This window comes from Streptomyces sp. NPDC107528 (assembly GCF_055639295.1).
In genome coordinates this window covers 868,387-886,675 of sequence record NZ_JBVKAV010000001.1, presented here as the reverse complement: position 1 = coordinate 886,675, position 18,289 = coordinate 868,387, and the positions used below count along the sequence as shown (strand labels likewise).

Genomic DNA, 18,289 nt, shown 5'->3' with positions numbered 1-18,289 from the left:
ATGTCCGCCACACCCACTACACCGCCACCGGCGCTGCGCCCCTACCTCACCGCCCGCCACGAAGTGCTGTGGGACGAGGCGGACGCCTTCGCGGCCGAGCACATCGCGTCGCGCGCCGCGCGTATGGAGGCCGCTCCGGGCAGGGTGGAGCGCAAGGTCGCCGACCTGATGGCCGCACGGGGCTGGTTCGCCGTCACCATCCCGGCCTCCTTCGGCGGGCTGGGTGCCGGACATGTGGCCAAGACCATCCTTGTCCACCGCATCGCGCGGATCTCGGCGGCTGCCGCAGCCATCCTGCAGGCCACCCTGATCCCCGTCGGCGCCCTGCTGCACTTCGCCACCTACGAGCAGAAGGGCCGCTGGCTGCCCCGTGTCGCGGACGGTTCCCTGCTGCTATCGATCGCCGTGACCGAACCACATGCTGGCGGACACATCGGTGGCATCGAAACCACAGCCGAACGCGCCGGCAGCGAGTGGGTGATCACCGGCCGCAAGGTCCATATCGGCAATAGTCACCTCGCCGGTGCCCACCTCGTCGTCGCCCGCACCGCCGAAGCGGGCGTGAGCACCTCCCAGGCGCTGACCGCGTTCATGGTCGAATCAAGCCGCCGCGGGCTCTCGGTCCCCGAGCACCGCCCCGGCCTCGGTCTGCACGGCTTCTCCGTCGGCCGACTCGACCTCGATCACGTCCGTGTTCCCGAGGACAACGTGGTCGGAGAGATCGGTCGAGGGCTGAGCGTGGCCCAGAGCAGCAGCATTCTGTATGGCCGTCCCAACCTGGCCGCCGTGAGCCTCGGCATTCACGAAGCGGTCGTGACCGCCACCACTGCTCGTCTCAAGACCCGTCCTCGCTATCGGGGCAGCCTGTCCGACCTGCCCGTACTGCGGGACCGGATCGGTGGCATGGAGGCCCGTCTGCGCGCCGGCCGGATACTCGCCTACCAGTCCGTGCACCTTCTCGACCAGGGCCTGCCCTGCGACGCCGACCTGATCAACGCCAAGTACCTCGGCCACCAGTGGGCCGCGCAGTCGGCCCAGGACGCCATGGAACTGCACGGCGCCCACGCCTTCGACCGCGACTACGTCCTCCAGCGCTTGTGGCGCGACATCCAGCACACCTACCCGCCCGCCGGAACCTTCGAGGTCCAGCGCATACACCTGGCCGACGCCGCCTTCGACGAGGACCACATCCAGTGGTCCGAACGCCTCACCGCCGAAGCCGCCTGGGCACGCCCCGACCCGACCGCCGCATGAGCCCCCGTACGCGGCACCCCGTGAATCCCGACCGCCGCGCACGGGCCGGTGCCGCCGGGCCCCGTCCCCCGCGGGGACCGGCGGCACCCACCCCGGTGACCGTCCGTTCCAGCCGAGAAAGAGACACCGTGACCCCGCCCATGACGACCAGCGCACCGATCACCCCTCTGACGCCGACGCTGCAGCGCGTCGCCCAACACCTCGCGAACGGCTGTGCACCCCAAGAGATCGCCGCGAAGACAGGGCTCTCGGCGGTCACCGTCCGCCAGTACATCCGCGACATCCGCGCGAGCCTCCACTGCCCGCCCCGCTGCAAGCCCCCCGTCATCGTGCACCGCCTGTTCACCACCCAGCAGGTGGCCTCTCCCACGGCGGACAGGCCAGCTCCGAAGCTCAGCCCCGAGCAGCTGCTGCTGTTGCGAGCCGTCGCTGAGCACAGCGATACGCGCGACATCGCCGTCGCCGCCAAGCTCGCCCCGGCCGACCAGCGCGCCGCGCTCGACCAGCTCCGCGCCGACACGGGCGCACAGGACACCACCGAACTGGTGGTCCTGGCGCACAGCTGGCAGCTGCTGCCGACCGAGCAGGCCGCCCACGCGACGCTAAACGGGGCAAGCCAGTGACCCGGCCTACGACCTCAGCGGCCAGCGAGTACCGCTCCGCCTCCGTCCCCTTCACGCAGACGCCTCCGACCGCCATCTACGAGATGCGCATGCTGCGCACGGCGGCCGAGCGCGAGGAAGCTGCGGCCCTCGTCCAGGACCGCCAGCGCTGGCTCACAATGCACGGCCTGCCCGTACCCGCCCGCGCCGACATCCCGGCATTCTTCCGCGAGGCGCAGACCATATCCGCCGGACTGTACGAGGACGGAAAGCTGCTGGCCTGCATGATCCCCGAGCGTGACCCCGACCTCGGATGGGGCCAGGGTGCGTGCCTCTTCCTCCAAAGCGTCCACACCCTGCCCGGCCAGTCCGATGACATCACCCGCCTGATCACCCTGTGGGCGTCCGACTTCGCCGCCCGACTCGACCTCCAAGACGTACGGGCCGAGACGCTGGCCCGCCACACTCTCGAAGCCGAACCCCTCGCTGCCCTCCTGCGTCGGCTCACCGACAACGGCTGGGACATTTGCGGATCCGGCCCGGGACGCGACGGCGATCGAGTCGCCCGCCTCGAACTCCCCGCCGAGCACCGCCTCGGGCTCTGCGCGCTGATCAGCTGCCAGGTCCACGCGCCTCAGCCGGCCCCGGATGATCGGAGCAACGCGTGACAACTGACGAACCGCATCGGCCCGACCTCGCCCGCGAGCTGATCGCCCGCGCCACGGAATCGGCCGCGCATCGGGCCAAACGAGTGCGCGACCAGCTCGACGCCGTCCAACTCGGACAGGGCCGGGACACCGACCACGCCAACACCAAGGTGCTGCGCCGCATCCTGGCCGAGCACGACTGGCCCGGCCACCGCCTCGTCGGCACCGACGCGGCCCGCGCCGCGTGGAGCATCGCCCTGCACAGCGACGACGAACCCGACTTCCAGCGCGCCGCCACCACCCTGCTGGGACGTGCGGTCCAGGCCGGCGACGCGCTGGTCCAGCACTGGGCGCACCTGCACGACCGCGCCCTCATCACCTGCGGGCGCGACCAGGAGTACGGCACCCAGCTCCTGCTGTGCGCCGACGGCATCGAGCTGTGCCCGCTGCGCGCGCCGGAGTCAGTCGACGCACGCAGAGCCACCGTGGGTCTGCCGCCGATCGCTGTCGCTCTGAAGGCGGTGCGCCGCCGGTACACCGCGCATGACTCGGCCGATGAAGCCCCGACCGTCGTCCTCGCGGGGGCCGCGTGAAGCAGCGGAACCCCAGGTTCTCCACCAGTCGGCCTCCCGGCCGCAACTCACTCTGCGAAAGGGTCGTTGACAGATGAAGCTCACCACCGCCGTCCTCGCTGCCGGTGCTGCCGTCTCCGTCACCACCGCCGTGGTCGGAGCCGCCCGGCTCAGGCAGGACGCGCGGCACCAGGCCGAGCGCAACGAGGCGGTCGTCGCCCGCAATCAGCTCGACTGGCTGGCGCAGATGTCCACCAACGCCGACCTCGCCAAGCTCTGGGCGCCCGAGGACGTGGACGTCGAGGAGTACATGCAGCTACTCCATGCCAACCAGCAGATCTGCACCCTCAGCCTGCGCGACCGCCTGGGCTTCGTCCGCGACGGACAACTGCCCTTCTACGCCTCGATGCTCATGAACAGCGACGTCTGCCGGCGCTACTGGGCCCGTTTCGGAGACCTCCGCGCCCAGGAGGCCGAGGGCGACGAACGCGCCGAGCACTTCACCAAGGTCCTGAACCAGGCCGCAAAGGCCCACCAGGAAGCGCAGCCCGTAGCAGCCTGACGGCACGGGGCCCATCGAATCCCAGACGTCCTGGACCAGGCGACGCCTTCGCCCGCCACCGTCTGGCACCAAGCTCCGGGCCCCGACCGGGTCCCGGGATCCCGCACCACCCATCGCCACTAGGAGGCAAGCATGACCGCCGTTCAGACGGAGAGGCCGACCGCCCCCGTGCAGTCGGACCTGGCAACCACCGACGAGACCGACCCGTTCGGACTCGACATCACCTTCATCGAGGGCACGCCGGCGACCGAGACGGTCCTGATGTGCAGCACGGGCGACACCTGCGGCAGCTCCTGCCCCAGCGCCTGCACCACCTCGTAAGCCGGGACACCCCAGCAACGCGGGCCGGACGGGGCTCTCCCCGTCCGGCCCGCCCCGCCCGCCACGCAGAAGATGAGGAGAGCGCTGATGACACGGCACCGGTCCAGCCTGTACGAGGGCGCGGGGCAGGCCATGCTGCGCGCCGCGGTGCACACGACCGAGCCCCCCATGCCGCCCTGGCCGGTGGCCAAAGCGCCCGTGGACGAGTGGCGCGCGTGGCTGAGCACGGTGTGGTCCGACACCGACTTCCGCCGGACCGTGTCGCAGACGAGCCCTCACCTGGCGGACCAGGTGCAGGCCATCATCGACGGCCGCACACCGAAGGTGCGCCGGATGCGCCGGGCGGCGCTGGCCACCGCCCGCTACGCGATCCGCTACGCCCGCCGCTCCACCCCCTACGGCCTGTTCGCCGGCGTTGCCCCGCTCGGCTTCGCCCAGGCCACGTCCGTGCGCTTCGGTGAGAAGCACCAGGCGGTCACCCGCCCCGACCCGGTGGGGCTCGAAGAGATGCTCAGTGCCTGGGAGAGCGACGCTGCGCGCATGGCCGACGCCGAGGTCTGCGTCAACACCCTGATCCGACAGCGCGACCAGCACATCCACGTACCGTCCGAGGGCGATGCCGAGTTCCGCCTGGCCCTCAGCCCCGCGCTGCGCCTCGTACTCGACCTCGCGCGATCACCGATCACGTACCGCCAGTTGTCCGACAAACTGGCCGCGGAGTTCCCCACCGTGAGCGACACGGCGCGCGACCGGCTGCTAGGTGAACTGCTGCGGGTGCGGCTGCTGCGCTCCTCCCTGCGCGCCCCCGCCACCATCGCCGACCCCACCGACGTCTTACCGCCTGCAACGCACACCCAGGCAGCCAGCCTGCGGACAGCGTGCGACCTGCGGCTGGACGCCGACGTGCGGCTGCCCAAGCAGGTGCTGACCGAATCGGAGACCGCGGCCACCGTCCTGGCCCGCCTGGTTACCCATCCGAACGGGACACCGACCTGGCGCCGGTGGATCGAGCAGTTCTCCGAGCGCTACGGCGAGAACACCGCAGTGCCAGTGGAAGCGGTGACTGACCCCGACCGGGGCGTGGGCTTCCCGGCAGGGTTCGTCACGGCGAGCGAACCGCCCCGGCCGATGTCCCGGCGCGACCGCCTGCTGCTGGAGCTGGCCGGCACCGCAGCCACCGAAGGCAGCCGCACCGTCGCGCTGACCGGGGCGATGATCGAGGAACTGGAAGCAGCGGCCGGCGACAAGCCCCAGGCCCTGGCACCCCACCTCGAACTGGCCGCGCAGGTCCACGCCTCCTCTCTTCCGGCCCTGGACCGAGGCGACTTCCGGCTGCACGTTCTGACCGTCTCCCGCTCAGCCGGATCGATGACCGGTCGGTTCTGGCACCTCCTGCCCGGCACCGAGACGGCGTACGCGAAGCTGCCCACCGTCGATCCGGAGGCGGAACTCGCGCAGCTCTCCTTCCACGCCGGGCGGGTGCCTGCCGACCTGCTCACCCGCGCACCACAGGCCCTGCCCCGGATCGTCAGCGTCGGCGAATTCCGCCGTCCCGAACCGCACGTGCTCTTCCCACGCGACCTGGCGGTCACCGTCGCGGACGGCCGCCCCCAGCTGGTGGAGTCCGCGACGGGCAAGCCGCTGGAGCTGCTGGCCCCCACCGCCATCAACTTCCTATGGAACAACTACACCCCGCCGATGGCCCGCTTCCTCGGCGAGATCAGCCGGGCCGCGTCCCCGCAGGTGACCTGGTTCGACTGGGGCGCCGCCTGGACCCTGCCCTTCACCCCGACCCTCACCTACCGTCGCACCCTCCTCACCACCGCGCGGTGGAAGATCCGCAGCCGTACGCTGCCTGCCCGCACCGCCCCACTCCAGCAGTGGGCGGACCAACTCCATGCCTGGCGTTCCCGGTTCCGCGTGCCGGATCGGGTCCTGCTCGCCGAGGACGACCAGCAGCTGCCCCTCAACCTCACCCGCGACGTCGACCTGGACCTCCTGCGCGCGCACCTGGACGCCAGCCCCCTCGGCATCGCCACCCTGCACGACGCGCCCCCGCCGGACGCCAACGGGTGGATCGGCGGCCGGGCCCACAGCATCGTCGTCCCCCTGGCCAGGCGCTCATGACTACGACGACCGTGCCCCGTACGCAGGACCTGTCCGAGGGCGCCCTGGGGATGGCCCTGCTCGATATCGAGCGCCGTGACCTGTCCACCGCCCGCCGCCACCTCGCCCAGGCCACCGTCCGGGGCGTCAGCACCGGCAGCAACGCCAGCCTCTTCCACGGCGCACCCGCCCTGGAGTTCGTCCTGGACCGCGCCCACGGGGCCGCAAACGACGTCCGCGCGGCCGTCGACCGCGTCGTGGACGCCCGGCTCGCCGCCGCCCACCGCCGGCAGGAGGCCGGCGCGCTGCCCCACCTCGCCGAATGGGACCTCATCCGCGGCATGACCGGGCTCGCCGCACTGCTGCTGTCCCGCCGCCCGATCGCGCCCCGGCTGCCCGACGTGCTCGCTTGCCTCGTCGCGCTCGCACACCCCGCCCGCTGTGACGGCAGAATCCTGCCCGGGTGGTGGTCGCCGGTCGGCCCCGACGGGAAGGACATGGCAGGCGGGCACGGCAACAACGGCATGGCCCACGGCATCGCGGGGCCCCTGGCCGTGCTCTCCCTCGCCCTGCGCGCCGGAGTCAGCGTCCCCGGCCAGGAGGAGGCCGTCGACACGTTCGCGACCTGGCTCGACCGGCACGGCGACCACTACTGGTCCACCACAGCCCACCTGGACGCCGACCAGCCGCCCGCAGCGGAGCCGGCCCGCCAGTCCTGGTGCTACGGCCAGCCCGGCATCGCCCGCGCCCAGCAGCTCGCCGCGCTTGCCCTCGGCGACCCCGTACGGCGCCAAGCGGCCGAGGACACCGTCGAGGCGATCCTGACCGACCCGCTGCGGCTCGCCCGGATCACCGACTCGTCGCTCTGCCACGGCTGGGCCGGGCTGCTGACTCTCACTCGCGCAGTCGCCGCCGACAGCACCAGCCCCGAACGCTTCGCCCCGATCATCCAAGACCTGCACCGACGGCTGGCCGCCGACTGGGAGCACCTGCCCAAACCCGGATTCATGGAAGGCCGCGCCGGGGCCCAACTTGCCCTGAAGGCCACCGACGACACCGGTTGGACCCGCGTCCTCCTGCTCACCTGACCCCACCCCGCCGTCTCGCAAGGAGTTCCCTCCTCATGACCCTCGACGAAGAGAACCTGCCCGTCCCCCCGGACACGTCCTGGTGGCACGCCTCCGTGGCCTTTCCCGACCCGCACGCGGACGCCGCCCAGGCCCTGGCGACCGCGCTGGGCGAACGCCGCTTCCACTTCCTGCGCAAGGACGCCGGCGTGCGCCTGCGTACCGAACAGCCCGTCGCCGACTTGCTGGACCAGCTCGTCGCCGACCGCGTGATCAGCGGCTGGGTGGGCGGGATCTACGAGCCGGAGACGCACGCCTTCGGCGGCCCCGAGGGCATGGAGGTCGCGCACGACGTGTTCTGCGCCGACAGCCCGGCCGCGCTCGCCGAGACCGGCACCCCCGGCGCCCGCGAGCGCAGCGTGATGCTGCTGTCCGCCATGATCCGCGCGGCGGGACTGGACCCCTTCGAAGCCGGAGACGTATGGGCCCGGTGGGCCGCCCTGCGGCCCCCCGTCACCCCGCCCCAGGGGCCCGCACTGGACAGAGCCGTCTCCGCGATGCGGCGGCTGATGAACGCGGACGCGGCCCTGCGCCCGGACGCGGAAGCGGGCTGGGTCGAGCGCGTCGCCGAGTTCGAGGACGCTGGCCGCCGCCTGCGCCGGCTCGCCGCAGACGGCCGACTGATACGCGGAATCCGGGCCGTCATCGCCCATCACGCGATCTTCGCGTTTAACCGTGCGGGCGTGCCTGTCGAGACGCAGGCCGCCACCGCGTGGCTCGGCCGTCACGTCGCTTTCTCCACCGGAGAAGGAGCTGACGTGTCTACCCCCAAGTCCGCCTCAGCGGACCCTAGCCTCCCTCGAATGGAGACCACCGTGACACCCGTAACCGACCCCAACCAGCTGCGCGAAGCCCTCGCCCAGCGGCTCGTCGACAGCGGCCACCTGCGCAGCAAGGCGGCCATCGACGCCTTCCGCACCACCGACCGGCACGCCTTCCTGCCGGGCGTCGACCTGGGGAGCGCGTACAAGGAGGACGCCGTCCCGATCAAGCACGACGAGCACGGGGAGATGATCTCCTGCATCTCCGCGCCGTCCATCGTCGCCACGCAGCTCGAACAGCTCGGCGCCCAGCCCGGTCACAAGGTCCTGGAGGCTGGAGCCGCCACCGGCTACAACGCCGCCCTCCTCGGCAAGATCGTCTCCCCCGGCGGGCAGGTGTGGACCCTCGACGTCGACCAGGACCTCGTCTCCGGCGCGAGCAAGCACCTCGCCGAGGCCGGCGTCGACAACGCCACCGCGGTGATGGCCGACGGCGCGGCCGGGCTGCCCGAGCACGCCCCCTACGACCGGATCATCTTCACTGTCGGCGCCGGCGACGTACCCGTGAAGATCCTCGACCAGCTCGCCCCCGGCGGGCGCCTCGTCCTGCCGATGCGCATCCGCGGCAGCATCTCCCGATCCTTCGCCTTCGAACGCGACGGCGACACGTGGAAGACCGTCTCCTGCGAGATGGCCACCTTCATCCCGCTGCGCAAGGGCGTCTGCGACGACGTGTACACCCTCGTACCGATGGCAGGCGAGGGCAACGTGCGCCTGGAGACGTTCAGCGAGCAGGACGTCGACCGCGACGCGCTGCGCTCCGTCCTCGACCAGCAGCAGACCAAGCTCTACACCGGGGTGAAGTTCCGGCAGGGCTCAGCCTGGGAGTGGCTGTACCTGTACCTGGCCTGCGTGCTGCCCAACGGCCTGTCCCGGCTGCCGGGCCAGCGCCCCGGGTTCACCCCGCACTTCGGGTGGGGCTCCATGGCCGCCCTCGACGGCGGGTCGCTGGCATACCTGACCATCCGGGAGGGCGAGGACGAGCAGGGCCGGTACTGGGAAGTCGGCGTGATCGGCCACGGCGAGGGAAGCGCCGACCTCACCGAGCGCGTCGTGAGCGAGATCCGCGCCTGGGACGCGACCGGCGGCAACGACGCCCCCGAGCCGGGCTTCCGGATGGCCGTCGCGGACTCGCGTGACCGGCTGACGGCGGACGACGCCCGCTTCCTCGTCGACAAGCCCTACAGCCGACTCGTCATCGACTGGGCGCGCAAGGGCTGAGCCGATGATCCCCGCGATAGCCAGCCGCATCCCCCTGGTCCGCCGCACCAAGGCGCCCGCGCTCCCCTTGGAGGAGCGCATCAACCACCTCACCGGGCTGACCGTCGCGCCCGCAGGTGTGAGCCACCACGACCTGGTGGCCCGCGCCTGCGGGGTCCTCAACTACGCCGCGCTCATCGCCTCCGACGTCGGCCTGCCCAACCTGGCCGCCGACCTGTGCCGGCGCCAGCACCAGGTCTTCGCCGACGCCGGACGCCTGAGCGGACCGATCGCAGTCATGTCGCTGATGCCGCTGGTCAACCTCTCCCGGCTGCTGACCCGGGACGGCCAGGGCGAGGCCGCCTACGACCTGCTGGTCCGCCTCAACCGCGCCGCGCGGCAGCGGGAGAAGACCGAGATCGATGGCCACACCGTCGACCTCTCGACCCTGACCGGCACGGACGAGGATCACCGCGCGGTGTGCCAGGAGCTTTACGTCACCCTCCTCGTGGACGGCTCCCGCGCCCTCGCCTGCATCGGCCGGTGGGCCGAGGCCGCCGACGCCATGAGCCAGCACCGCGGCATCGGCAACCGGCTCCTCGACGGCCGCCAGATCAAGATCATGGCTCTGATGGAACAGGGCCTGGACCAACAGGCCCGCGACCTGATCGACACCACCCAGCCCACGGAGCCTTGGGAGGGAGCCATCGCCCTCCTCCTGCACGCCCACTGCCGGCCCGTAGACACCCCCGTCCCTGAACTCGACCTCGACCGCACCCTTGATGAGGCCGTCCAGCTCCTTGCCCACCCCGATCCGCCGACTGCCGCCTTCCAGACCCGGACGGGCCTGTCAGCCCTGGAACTGGACCGCACCGGACGACATGCCGCCCCCATACTCGACTCCCTCGTCAGCGTCGCCCGACTCGACGCCTACGCCGCACGAGACGCACTGCACCACCCCGTCGCCGCGTCCGCCCTGGACGACGGGGCGACAGACGCGCTCAACGCGGTGATCGCCGCGGCCGGACTGGGATCCGGCGTCCTGTCCGCCCACCACCATGAGGCTCTGACGGGCGCGGTCGGCCACGCCGAGACAGAACTGGAAAGGCTGCTGCAGGCCGAACCAGATCCCAGCTAAGAGGGGACGACCCGGGATGCCCCCGTGCTGCCCATGCTGTTTGGCGGTGTCGGCGTTTCGGCCATTTCCTGCCCGCAGCCGCTCCAAGCCACCAGGGATCCCGCGCCCGCGGGGTTCCCTGACGCAGGAAATAGCGGGCTTCCCAGCACGACCGAATGACGTGTGTTCGATATCGCAGCCGTGTCGTTAGACCTCACGACTCTGCCGCAGCGACCGTCCTAGGGGGAACGATGACCTCGGCCATTACGCAAGACCAGCCGCCGCAACCGCCCAAGAAGACCGCGCCGGACGACGAACCGCAGGAGGCCGGTGTTCGAGAGGAGGAATACCTCTACCGCGACGAGTCGAGGCTCCAGGCCGGCTCCCTGCTGACCTCCCGCACCATGGCGCGGCGCCTTCCCTCGCTCGTGCGGCGCTCGGTGCAGATGGCCTGGCGCGTGGACCGCGGCGCGACCATCGGCCTGCTGGTGTGCCAGATCGGGACCGGCCTCCTCGCTGCCCTCAGCCTCCTGGCCGTCACGGGCACGATCACCGCGCTGATCTCCTCGGGTGACATCACCGAGCGGCTGTGGGACGCCGCCCCACAGCTGGCCGTGATCGCCGCCGCCACCGGCCTGCGCACCCTGCTGGGCATCACCGTCGTTTGGCTGACCGGCCGTCTGCGCCCGGTGCTCGGCCGGGCAGCAGAGCTGACGATGATCGAGGCCGCGCTCGGCGCGGAATTGGCCGCCAACAACAAGCCCGGCTACAACGACGCCTACGACATCGCCGACCGCGGCGCCCAGGTCACCCCCGACCTCGTCGAAGAAGCGCAGGACGTCCTCGCGGCCACCGCCACGCTCGCGGCAGGCGCCACCGTCCTGACCGTCCTGCACCCCCTGCTCCTTCCCCTGCTCTTCCTCGCCTGCCTGCCGCAGGCCGCCGCCTACGTCCGCTCCGCCCGCGTGATCTACCTCGCCGGGCTGGAGACCTCCGGGCGGCGCCGGATGCTGGGCAAGCTGCGCTGGCACATGGCCTATCAGGAGTCCAGTGAGGAGATGCGCGCCTGCCTGGCCGGCCCTTTCCTGATCGGGCGGTACCGGCGGCTGGCCGCCTCGGTCAACGCCGCCGAACGCCAAGCCGCGAACACCGGTGCCTGGATGGGACTGGCCGGAGCAGTGGCCGGCGGGATCGCCTCGACCGCGGTGTGGGCGGCGCTGCTGTGGCTCCTGGCCTCCGGGCGGATGAGCCTGGCGGCCGGCGGCGGCGCCGTATTCGCTCTCCAGACCGCCACCGGCTCAGTGCGCGGCATCATCAACGGCGGGGCCCGCCTGGTGCGCACCGGCTGGTACGTACAGGACTGGCAGAACTTCCTCGACAACGCACACGGCCAGGCCATGACCGACTCCCGCGGCACCGCGCCCGTGACCACGGCCCCGGAGCGTTTCGAGGTCCGCGACGTCGCCTACCGCTACGACGGCGCCCCGAAGGACAGCCTGAGCAACGTCTCCCTGCACGTGCGGCGCGGGGAGATCGTGGCGCTCGTCGGGGAGAACGGCTCCGGCAAGACAACCCTCTCGCGCCTGCTGTGCGGACTGCTGCTGCCCACCGAGGGCGACGTGGCCTGGGACCACGCCTCCACCGCGGACCTGCACCCGTGGGGGTCGTGGGAGCACGTCGCTCTGGTCCCGCAGAAGTTCACGTACCTGCCGCTGACGATGCGCGACAACATCACGTTCGGGCAGGGCGACACCAGCGACGCGGCCCTGCTAGCCGCCTGCGAGGCGTCCGGCGCCGCGGAGATGCTGCCGGGCCTCCGCTCCGGCCTGAACACCCTCCTGACCAGCGAGTGGTTCGGCGGACAGCAGCTCTCGGGCGGGCAGTGGCAGCGCCTGGTCCTCACTCGCGCGTTCCACCGGCAGGCGGCTCTCCTGGTGATGGATGAACCCACGGCCGCCCTCGACGCCCGCGCAGAGCACCGGATCTTCGCCGGCCTGCGCGAACTGGCCAAGGACCGCGCCATTCTGCTGATCACGCACCGCCTCACCAACGTGGCCGTCGCCGACCGGATCGTGGTCCTGGACGAAGGGCGGATCGTCCAGGAGGGCACCTACGCCCAGCTCACCCAGGAGCCAGGTCTCTTCCGGACCCTGTGGGAGCTGCAGCGCCGGATGAGCGGCGACACCCCCTGATCACCCGGCCCGTGCGAGGCCACCGTTCTGCCAGGCAGAGGCACAGGGCCGCTCCCGATGCTCCCTCCGCTCCACGTCCGAACCCGCCCAACTAGCCCCGGAAGGAATGCCGTGACGACTCCACCGGCTACGGAAGTCAGCGACGTGAGCGAGCTACGCCACCAGCTCGTCGAGCAGCTCCGCGCCGACAACCACATCCGCACCGCCGCTGTCGAGCGCGCCTTCCGCACCGTGCCCCGGCACGTCTTCGCTCCCGACGTCGCTGTGGAAGCGGCGTACGCCAACGACATCATCCCCACCCGCCACGCGCCCGACGGCCGGGTGATCAGCTCCGTTTCCGCACCGTGGCTACAGGCCGACATGCTCGAAGCCGCTCGCATTCGGCCTGGCCACCGTGTCCTGGAGATTGGCTCCGGGGGCTACAACGCCGCCCTCATGGCCGAACTCGTCGGCCCGGCCGGGCACGTCACCACCCTCGACATCGACCCTGCCGTCTCCGAGAGGGCCGCCCGCTTCCTCACCGAGGCCGGGTACGACCGCGTCCGCGTGGTCACTGCGGACGCCGAGCACCTGCCCGCCGGTGTGGTTCCGGACGGCGGATTCGACGCCATCGTGGTCACCGTCGACACCTGGGATCTGCCCTGGATCGGCGCCCTGGCCGAGGGCGGCCGTCTCATCGCACCGCTGCGTCTGCACGGCTACCACTGGGCCATCGGCTTCACCAAAGATGAGGGGACGCTGCACAGCGACGAGCCGCTCATCGTCTGCGGCTTCGTCGCCATGCAGGGCGACGGCGCCTGGCAGACGGACCGTCGCACCGTCCCCGGCACCGGAGTCCACCTGTCTTGGGAAGACGGCACCCCGCTGCCCGTTGATCAACTCGCCTCTGCCCTCACCCGCAAGCCGACCGTGACACGCACCCACGTCACCGTCGGCGGCCAGGAACCCTTCGACGCCCTCACCCTCTACCTCGCCGGCGCCTTGCCCGGCTTCTGCCGCCTGGAGGTCGACCCCGACGGCGACAACGGGGTCCTGAACCCGCCGCCCCGGCATTGGCCCGGCGCCGCCATCGTCCGCGGGGCCTCCCTCGCCCGGCTGGCCACTGAGCGCATCGGCGATGGAGACGATGGCAAGGGCCTGTACAGGTTCGTCGTCCACGGCCATGGCGCCCAAGGACACGTCGCCGCGCAGGAGATGGCCGAGCAGGTCGAGCACTGGCAGCGCAACCACCGCGGCGCCCGCTGCCCCCTCATCACCGCCCGCCCGACAGCCGACTGTGCTCCGGCAGGCACGGACCACGAACCGCACGTGTTCGCCAAGAAGCACACCCGTATCACCGTGGACTGGCCGATCGTTCCCAGCAGCGCTTCCCTGCTCACCGACCCGGGGAGCTGCAGCGCCCGATGAACGGCGGTGCCTCCTGATCACCGCTCACCCGCCCGCGCTGCACTCGCCCGTCCACCGTCTCGGAAGGCAGAGCTACGTGACCTCTCCCGTCTCCCCTTCGGATCACGTCACACCACGTGCCGCCCTGTCCACGGGACAGCACGCCGCACCCCGGCACGCAGTATGGGTCGGCGCCGCCGCGATCATCACCGACGAGGTCGGCCGGGTCCTGCTGGTGCACCCCACCTACCGCGAGGACGGCTCGTGGCTGCTGCCCGGAGGCGTCGTCGAACCCGGCGAACATCCGGACGTCACTTGCCGCCGCGAGATCACCGAGGAACTGGGCCTGGCGAACATGCCCCTGGCGGGCGTGCTCGCCGTCCACTCCCTCTCCCCGAACCACCCCGACATTCAGCCCGGCACTCCCTTCCCCGGGGAGATCCGGTTCGTCTTCGACGGGGGAACCCTCTGCCCCGACCAGGTCGAGGCCATCCGCCTGCCGCGCGAGGAGCTGTCCGAGTTCGCCTTCCTGGAGACCCGGGATGCGGTACAGCGGCTGCGCCCTGTGGACGGGCAGATCATGCTCGCCGCCTACCGTGCCCGGCTCGGGAACACGGCCACCGCCCAACTCGCCGACGGCCGACACATCCTCGACGTCCCGGCGCTGGACCGCCACGACGTGCACGTCCGCTACCGGCCTTTGTGGGACAGCCCTCTCAACCGCGGCCCCGTCCCCGAGCGGCTCCCCGTGCAGCAAGCCTGGGCGTGGTGCTTCGTCCCGGACGGCCGGGTCGTCCTCGTGGCCGACCCCGGCCCCCGTGGCGCGCTGCCGATGCTGCCCGGCGGCACCGTGGAGACGACCGACATGACGCCCGAGGACACCCTGCGCCGCGAAGCCGCCGAGGAAGCCCAACTCACCCTGGCCGATCCGGTACGACTGGGCTGGGTGCTGGACGAGACCGGCGAGGTCTACGGCGGAGTGGGGCCTAACGCCCGGCTCCGCCTTGCCGCCCGGGTCACCGCCATCGGGCCTGCGACCGTCGACCCCGCCACCGGGCGCCCTTTCGCCCGCCTGCTCGCCACCCCCGCCCAGACAGCCGCTCTCCTGGGATGGGGCCCGCCCGGAGCGCGGCAAGCCCTGCTCGCCGCGGAGACAGCCCGGAAGCGGTGGCGCCTGCCCACGGCTCGCGCCGCCGCCATCGAGGAAGTCCCGCCGGAGGGGATGCGGCTGAGCTGACACGAACGACCACCCCGCCTCGACTCGTCCCGCTCCACGCACCTCTGAGGTAGCCCCATGCCACTGTCGCACCACCACATCCGCACCACCGTCGAGACCTACCTTGCTCGCCACCCTCACGAGCGAGAACAGCTCGGCGGCCTCCTGGACGCCCTCGACCGTCCCACCGACATCGCCAGCCGGACCACCTTCACCGGACACGTCACCTGCGGCGCGATCGTCGTCGACCCCTCGGCCGCGTCCTGCACTTGCTGCACCTGGCGAGCGGGAAGGTCCTCGCCCCCGGCGGACACACCGAGCCCGAGGACGAGTCCCTGGCAGGGGCGGCGCTGCGGGAGCTGCACGAGGAGACCGGGATCCCGGCCGAGGCTGTGGCGCCGTTGCCGGGCTACGAGACCGTGCCATTCGACATCGACACCCACGACATCGACGCCCACCCAGGCAAAGGCGAACCCGGCCACCAGCACTTCGACCTCCGGTTCCTCTTCCGCCTGCACACCGCCACAGAGGTGCCGGTGGTGCTGCTGGACGAAGAGGTCGGCGGCATCGAGTGGCGGCCCGTGGACAGGGTGACCTCCCCCTCCCTACGCGAGAAGCTGCTCAAGCTCACGCCCGAAACTGAACCGGAGACCGTCAACGCCTCCGCCCTGATCTACAACGACCGCGGCGAGTACCTGCTCCACCTACGTGACTACTTCCCCGGCCGGATCTGGGAGCCGGGCATGTGGTCCCTGCTGGGCGGCGGCCGAGAGCCCCAGGACGCCACCCTGGAACACACCGTGCGGCGCGAACTGGCCGAGGAAGCCGGCCTCGACCTCGCCGACCTGACCCCGTTCGGCACCGAGTACGCCTCCGACGACGCCGGCGCGACCGTGCCCATCGCTATCTACGCCGGCCGCTGGAACGGAGATCCCCGCGAACTCCACCTGACGGAAGGGGTGATGCTGGCTTGGTTCGCCCCCGATGACCTCCACCGTCTCCGCATCGCGCCCACCACCAGCGACCTGGTACGGCGCCACGCCGCCAGCCGCCCGGCCAGCACCGCGCCGCAGGGCGGGCCGTCATCGAACGAGGAGCGCCGGCCTGCCTCCCCGCACGGCACGGTCCTCAACGTCATCGGCGTCCACCTCTACCTGGAGCGGCCCGACGGGACGGTGCTGCTCGGGCTGCGCCACCCCGACTCCGCGTTCGCGCCGTCCACCTGGCACGTCCTGGCCGGCCACTGCGAGCAGGAGAGCGCCATCACCTGCCTGATCAGGGAGGCACAGGAGGAGGCCGGCCTGCACATCGAGCGACAAGACGTCGAACTCGTCCACGTCGTCCACCACATCGACAAGGCCGGGGACCGGCCGCGCATGGGCCTGTTCTTCCGCGCTCGCACCTGGAGCGGCGAACCGGAACTGCGTGAGCCGGACAAGTGCACCCAGTGGAAGTTCTGGGACCCCGCCGCGCTGCCCGACAACCTCGTTTCCTACACCCGCCAAGCCATCGCGAAGATCCAGAACGGGGACCTGTACAGCGAGACGGGCTGGCCCGCATGACCCGCACACCGAGCGGCGCACACCGTCGTCTGTCCACTGCAACTGCGGCCGGCCGTGAGAACACCCGTCTGGTGGTGATCCGCGGCAACTCGGCGTCAGGCAAGTCAAGCGTGGCCCAGGGCCTGCGAGATCACTACGGCCGCGGTATCGCGATCGTGGGCCAGGACGTGATCCGCCGGAACGTGCTCAGGGAACACGACACCGCGCGCGGCGCCAACATCGCCCTGCTCGGCCGGATCGCACGCGAAGCACTGAACGCCGGCTTTCACGTGGTGCTCGAAGGGATCCTGTACGCCGACCGCTACAGCCACATGATCACGTCTCTGGTACGCGACCACCGCGGCGTCTCCAACTGCTACTACCTGGACGTGCCGCTGGAAACGACGTTTGTCCGACACGCGTCGAAGGCGGATGCCGCGTACCTGGCGCAAGTCACCGACAACCACCTCGCCTCCTGGTACCGCGAACTGGATCTGCTGCCCGGCAGTCTGGAGACCGTGATCCCGGCCGACAGCACGCTGCAGGACACCATCGCGCGAAACCGACCTGGCCTCTGCCTCCCCCGTCCCGCCACCGCAGTGCAAGCCGTCACAGGGAGACTCGATGGACCTTCTGGTGTTGATGTCCGATCAGCGGGTCGCCGCGATCCCGGTGCGCGAGTGCGGGGAGCCGCTCGTCGACGTGCGTGATCACAGCTTCCGCATCCATCCCCGCAAGCAAGACCCGCTGGGCGCTTTCGCCCACGTCCGCGAGGGCGTCCTCGCCCGGCTGGAGCACGCCCGCTCGCTCCTGCCCGCTGGCACCGACCTGCTGTTCATCGAGGGCTACCGGCCGCTGGTCCTACAGCAGCACTACTTCACCGAGTACCGGGGCGAGTTAGCCGCCGCTCACCCCGACTGGACAGCTGAGCAGCTGCATCAGGCCGCCAGCCGGTACGTGTCGCCGCCGGAGATCGCGCCTCACTCCGCGGGCGCGGCCGTGGACGTAACCCTCATCGACCAGGACGGCCACGAACTCGACCTCGGCACCCGCGTCAATGCCTCCCCCGAGGAGAGCGACGGCGCCTGCTTCACTCACGCCCCGAACCTCAGCGATCGCGCGCGCCACCACCGCACGCTGCTGCTCAACGCCATGGAGAACGCAGGTTTTACCAACTATGCGACCGAGTTCTGGCACTTCTCGGTAGCGGACCGGTACGACGCGCTGATGCGGCAGGAGCCGCACGCGCGCTACGGACCGATCGAACTGCCCTAGCGCGCTGGCATCCTCGTCCACTTCATCGCCACCCACGCCGATCCGGACGGACAGGAGCGCCGCCACCGCACCCTGGCCCGGTTGCGATCCCAAGACCGCGACGGACGGAAGACATCGAACGGAGGCACGCGTGCCTGACGACACCCAGCAGGCGATCCCAACTGTCCCGAGTCCGGCGACCGGAGGTGAACCACAAGAGCACCACATGCACTTGCTCGGGCGGTACTACCGCCAAGTGGAAGCAGGCCGCAAGACGATCGAAGTAAGAGTGGCCACCTCGCAGAAGCGCGCCGTCGCAGTCGGCGACAGGGTCGTCTTCCACGACCGGGACACCGGTCGGGAACTCGACA

The 18,289-nt window shown here is 71.2% G+C and carries 16 protein-coding genes; all 16 read left to right on the top strand.

Annotated elements, in window-relative coordinates:
• The 16 genes from ACZ7L5_RS04260 (at position 1) to ACZ7L5_RS04185 (ending at position 17,939) form a co-directional block, all read left to right on the top strand.
• The gene (locus ACZ7L5_RS04260; RefSeq protein ID WP_471514232.1) at positions 1-1,254 is read left to right on the top strand and encodes an acyl-CoA dehydrogenase family protein; all 1,254 of its coding nucleotides are present in this window, start codon (positions 1-3) and stop codon (positions 1,252-1,254) included.
• A 140-nt stretch (positions 1,255-1,394) separates the two neighbouring features.
• Entirely contained in the window at positions 1,395-1,877 is a 483-nt protein-coding gene (locus ACZ7L5_RS04255) for a DNA-binding protein (protein WP_471514230.1), read from the top strand.
• Positions 1,874-2,524 (top strand): hypothetical protein, encoded by a 651-nt coding sequence (locus tag ACZ7L5_RS04250; protein WP_471514228.1) that lies wholly within the window; start codon positions 1,874-1,876, stop codon positions 2,522-2,524. Before ACZ7L5_RS04255 ends, ACZ7L5_RS04250 begins: the two co-directional genes overlap by 4 nt.
• Positions 2,521-3,096, top strand: a complete 576-nt coding sequence (locus ACZ7L5_RS04245) for a DUF6624 domain-containing protein (RefSeq protein WP_471514226.1) — start codon at positions 2,521-2,523, stop codon at positions 3,094-3,096. Before ACZ7L5_RS04250 ends, ACZ7L5_RS04245 begins: the two co-directional genes overlap by 4 nt.
• 73 nt (positions 3,097-3,169) lie before the next feature.
• Positions 3,170-3,637: a DUF6082 family protein gene (locus ACZ7L5_RS04240; RefSeq protein WP_057608337.1), complete on the top strand. Its 468-nt coding sequence runs from the start codon at positions 3,170-3,172 to the stop codon at positions 3,635-3,637.
• A gap of 132 nt (positions 3,638-3,769) precedes the next feature.
• The gene (locus ACZ7L5_RS04235; protein WP_057608338.1) at positions 3,770-3,958 is read left to right on the top strand and encodes an FxLD family lanthipeptide; all 189 of its coding nucleotides are present in this window, start codon (positions 3,770-3,772) and stop codon (positions 3,956-3,958) included.
• A gap of 87 nt (positions 3,959-4,045) precedes the next feature.
• Positions 4,046-6,085: a lantibiotic dehydratase family protein gene (locus tag ACZ7L5_RS04230; protein WP_471514224.1), complete on the top strand. Its 2,040-nt coding sequence runs from the start codon at positions 4,046-4,048 to the stop codon at positions 6,083-6,085.
• Complete coding sequence (locus tag ACZ7L5_RS04225) at positions 6,082-7,152, top strand: lanthionine synthetase C family protein (protein ID WP_471514222.1); 1,071 nt, start codon at positions 6,082-6,084, stop codon at positions 7,150-7,152. Before ACZ7L5_RS04230 ends, ACZ7L5_RS04225 begins: the two co-directional genes overlap by 4 nt.
• 35 nt (positions 7,153-7,187) lie before the next feature.
• On the top strand, positions 7,188-9,233 hold the full coding sequence (fxlM, locus tag ACZ7L5_RS04220) for a methyltransferase, FxLD system (RefSeq protein WP_471514220.1): 2,046 nt from the start codon (positions 7,188-7,190) through the stop codon (positions 9,231-9,233).
• A 4-nt stretch (positions 9,234-9,237) separates the two neighbouring features.
• Complete coding sequence (locus ACZ7L5_RS04215) at positions 9,238-10,350, top strand: hypothetical protein (RefSeq protein WP_471514218.1); 1,113 nt, start codon at positions 9,238-9,240, stop codon at positions 10,348-10,350.
• Between the two features lie 230 nt (positions 10,351-10,580).
• Positions 10,581-12,521 (top strand): ATP-binding cassette domain-containing protein, encoded by a 1,941-nt coding sequence (locus ACZ7L5_RS04210; RefSeq protein ID WP_471514216.1) that lies wholly within the window; start codon positions 10,581-10,583, stop codon positions 12,519-12,521.
• Positions 12,522-12,665: 144 nt separating this feature from the next.
• On the top strand, positions 12,666-13,928 hold the full coding sequence (fxlM, locus tag ACZ7L5_RS04205) for a methyltransferase, FxLD system (RefSeq protein WP_471514214.1): 1,263 nt from the start codon (positions 12,666-12,668) through the stop codon (positions 13,926-13,928).
• Positions 13,929-14,004: 76 nt separating this feature from the next.
• Positions 14,005-15,144: an NUDIX hydrolase gene (locus tag ACZ7L5_RS04200; protein ID WP_471514212.1), complete on the top strand. Its 1,140-nt coding sequence runs from the start codon at positions 14,005-14,007 to the stop codon at positions 15,142-15,144.
• A gap of 248 nt (positions 15,145-15,392) precedes the next feature.
• On the top strand, positions 15,393-16,685 hold the full coding sequence (locus ACZ7L5_RS04195; RefSeq protein ID WP_471514210.1) for an NUDIX domain-containing protein: 1,293 nt from the start codon (positions 15,393-15,395) through the stop codon (positions 16,683-16,685).
• A complete protein-coding gene (locus tag ACZ7L5_RS04190; RefSeq protein ID WP_471514208.1) occupies positions 16,682-17,374 on the top strand; it encodes an AAA family ATPase in 693 nt (230 codons plus the stop codon). The genes ACZ7L5_RS04195 and ACZ7L5_RS04190 overlap by 4 nt, the downstream gene beginning before the upstream one ends.
• Positions 17,367-17,939: a M15 family metallopeptidase gene (locus tag ACZ7L5_RS04185; protein ID WP_471514206.1), complete on the top strand. Its 573-nt coding sequence runs from the start codon at positions 17,367-17,369 to the stop codon at positions 17,937-17,939. Before ACZ7L5_RS04190 ends, ACZ7L5_RS04185 begins: the two co-directional genes overlap by 8 nt.
• Positions 17,940-18,289: the final 350 nt, after the last annotated feature.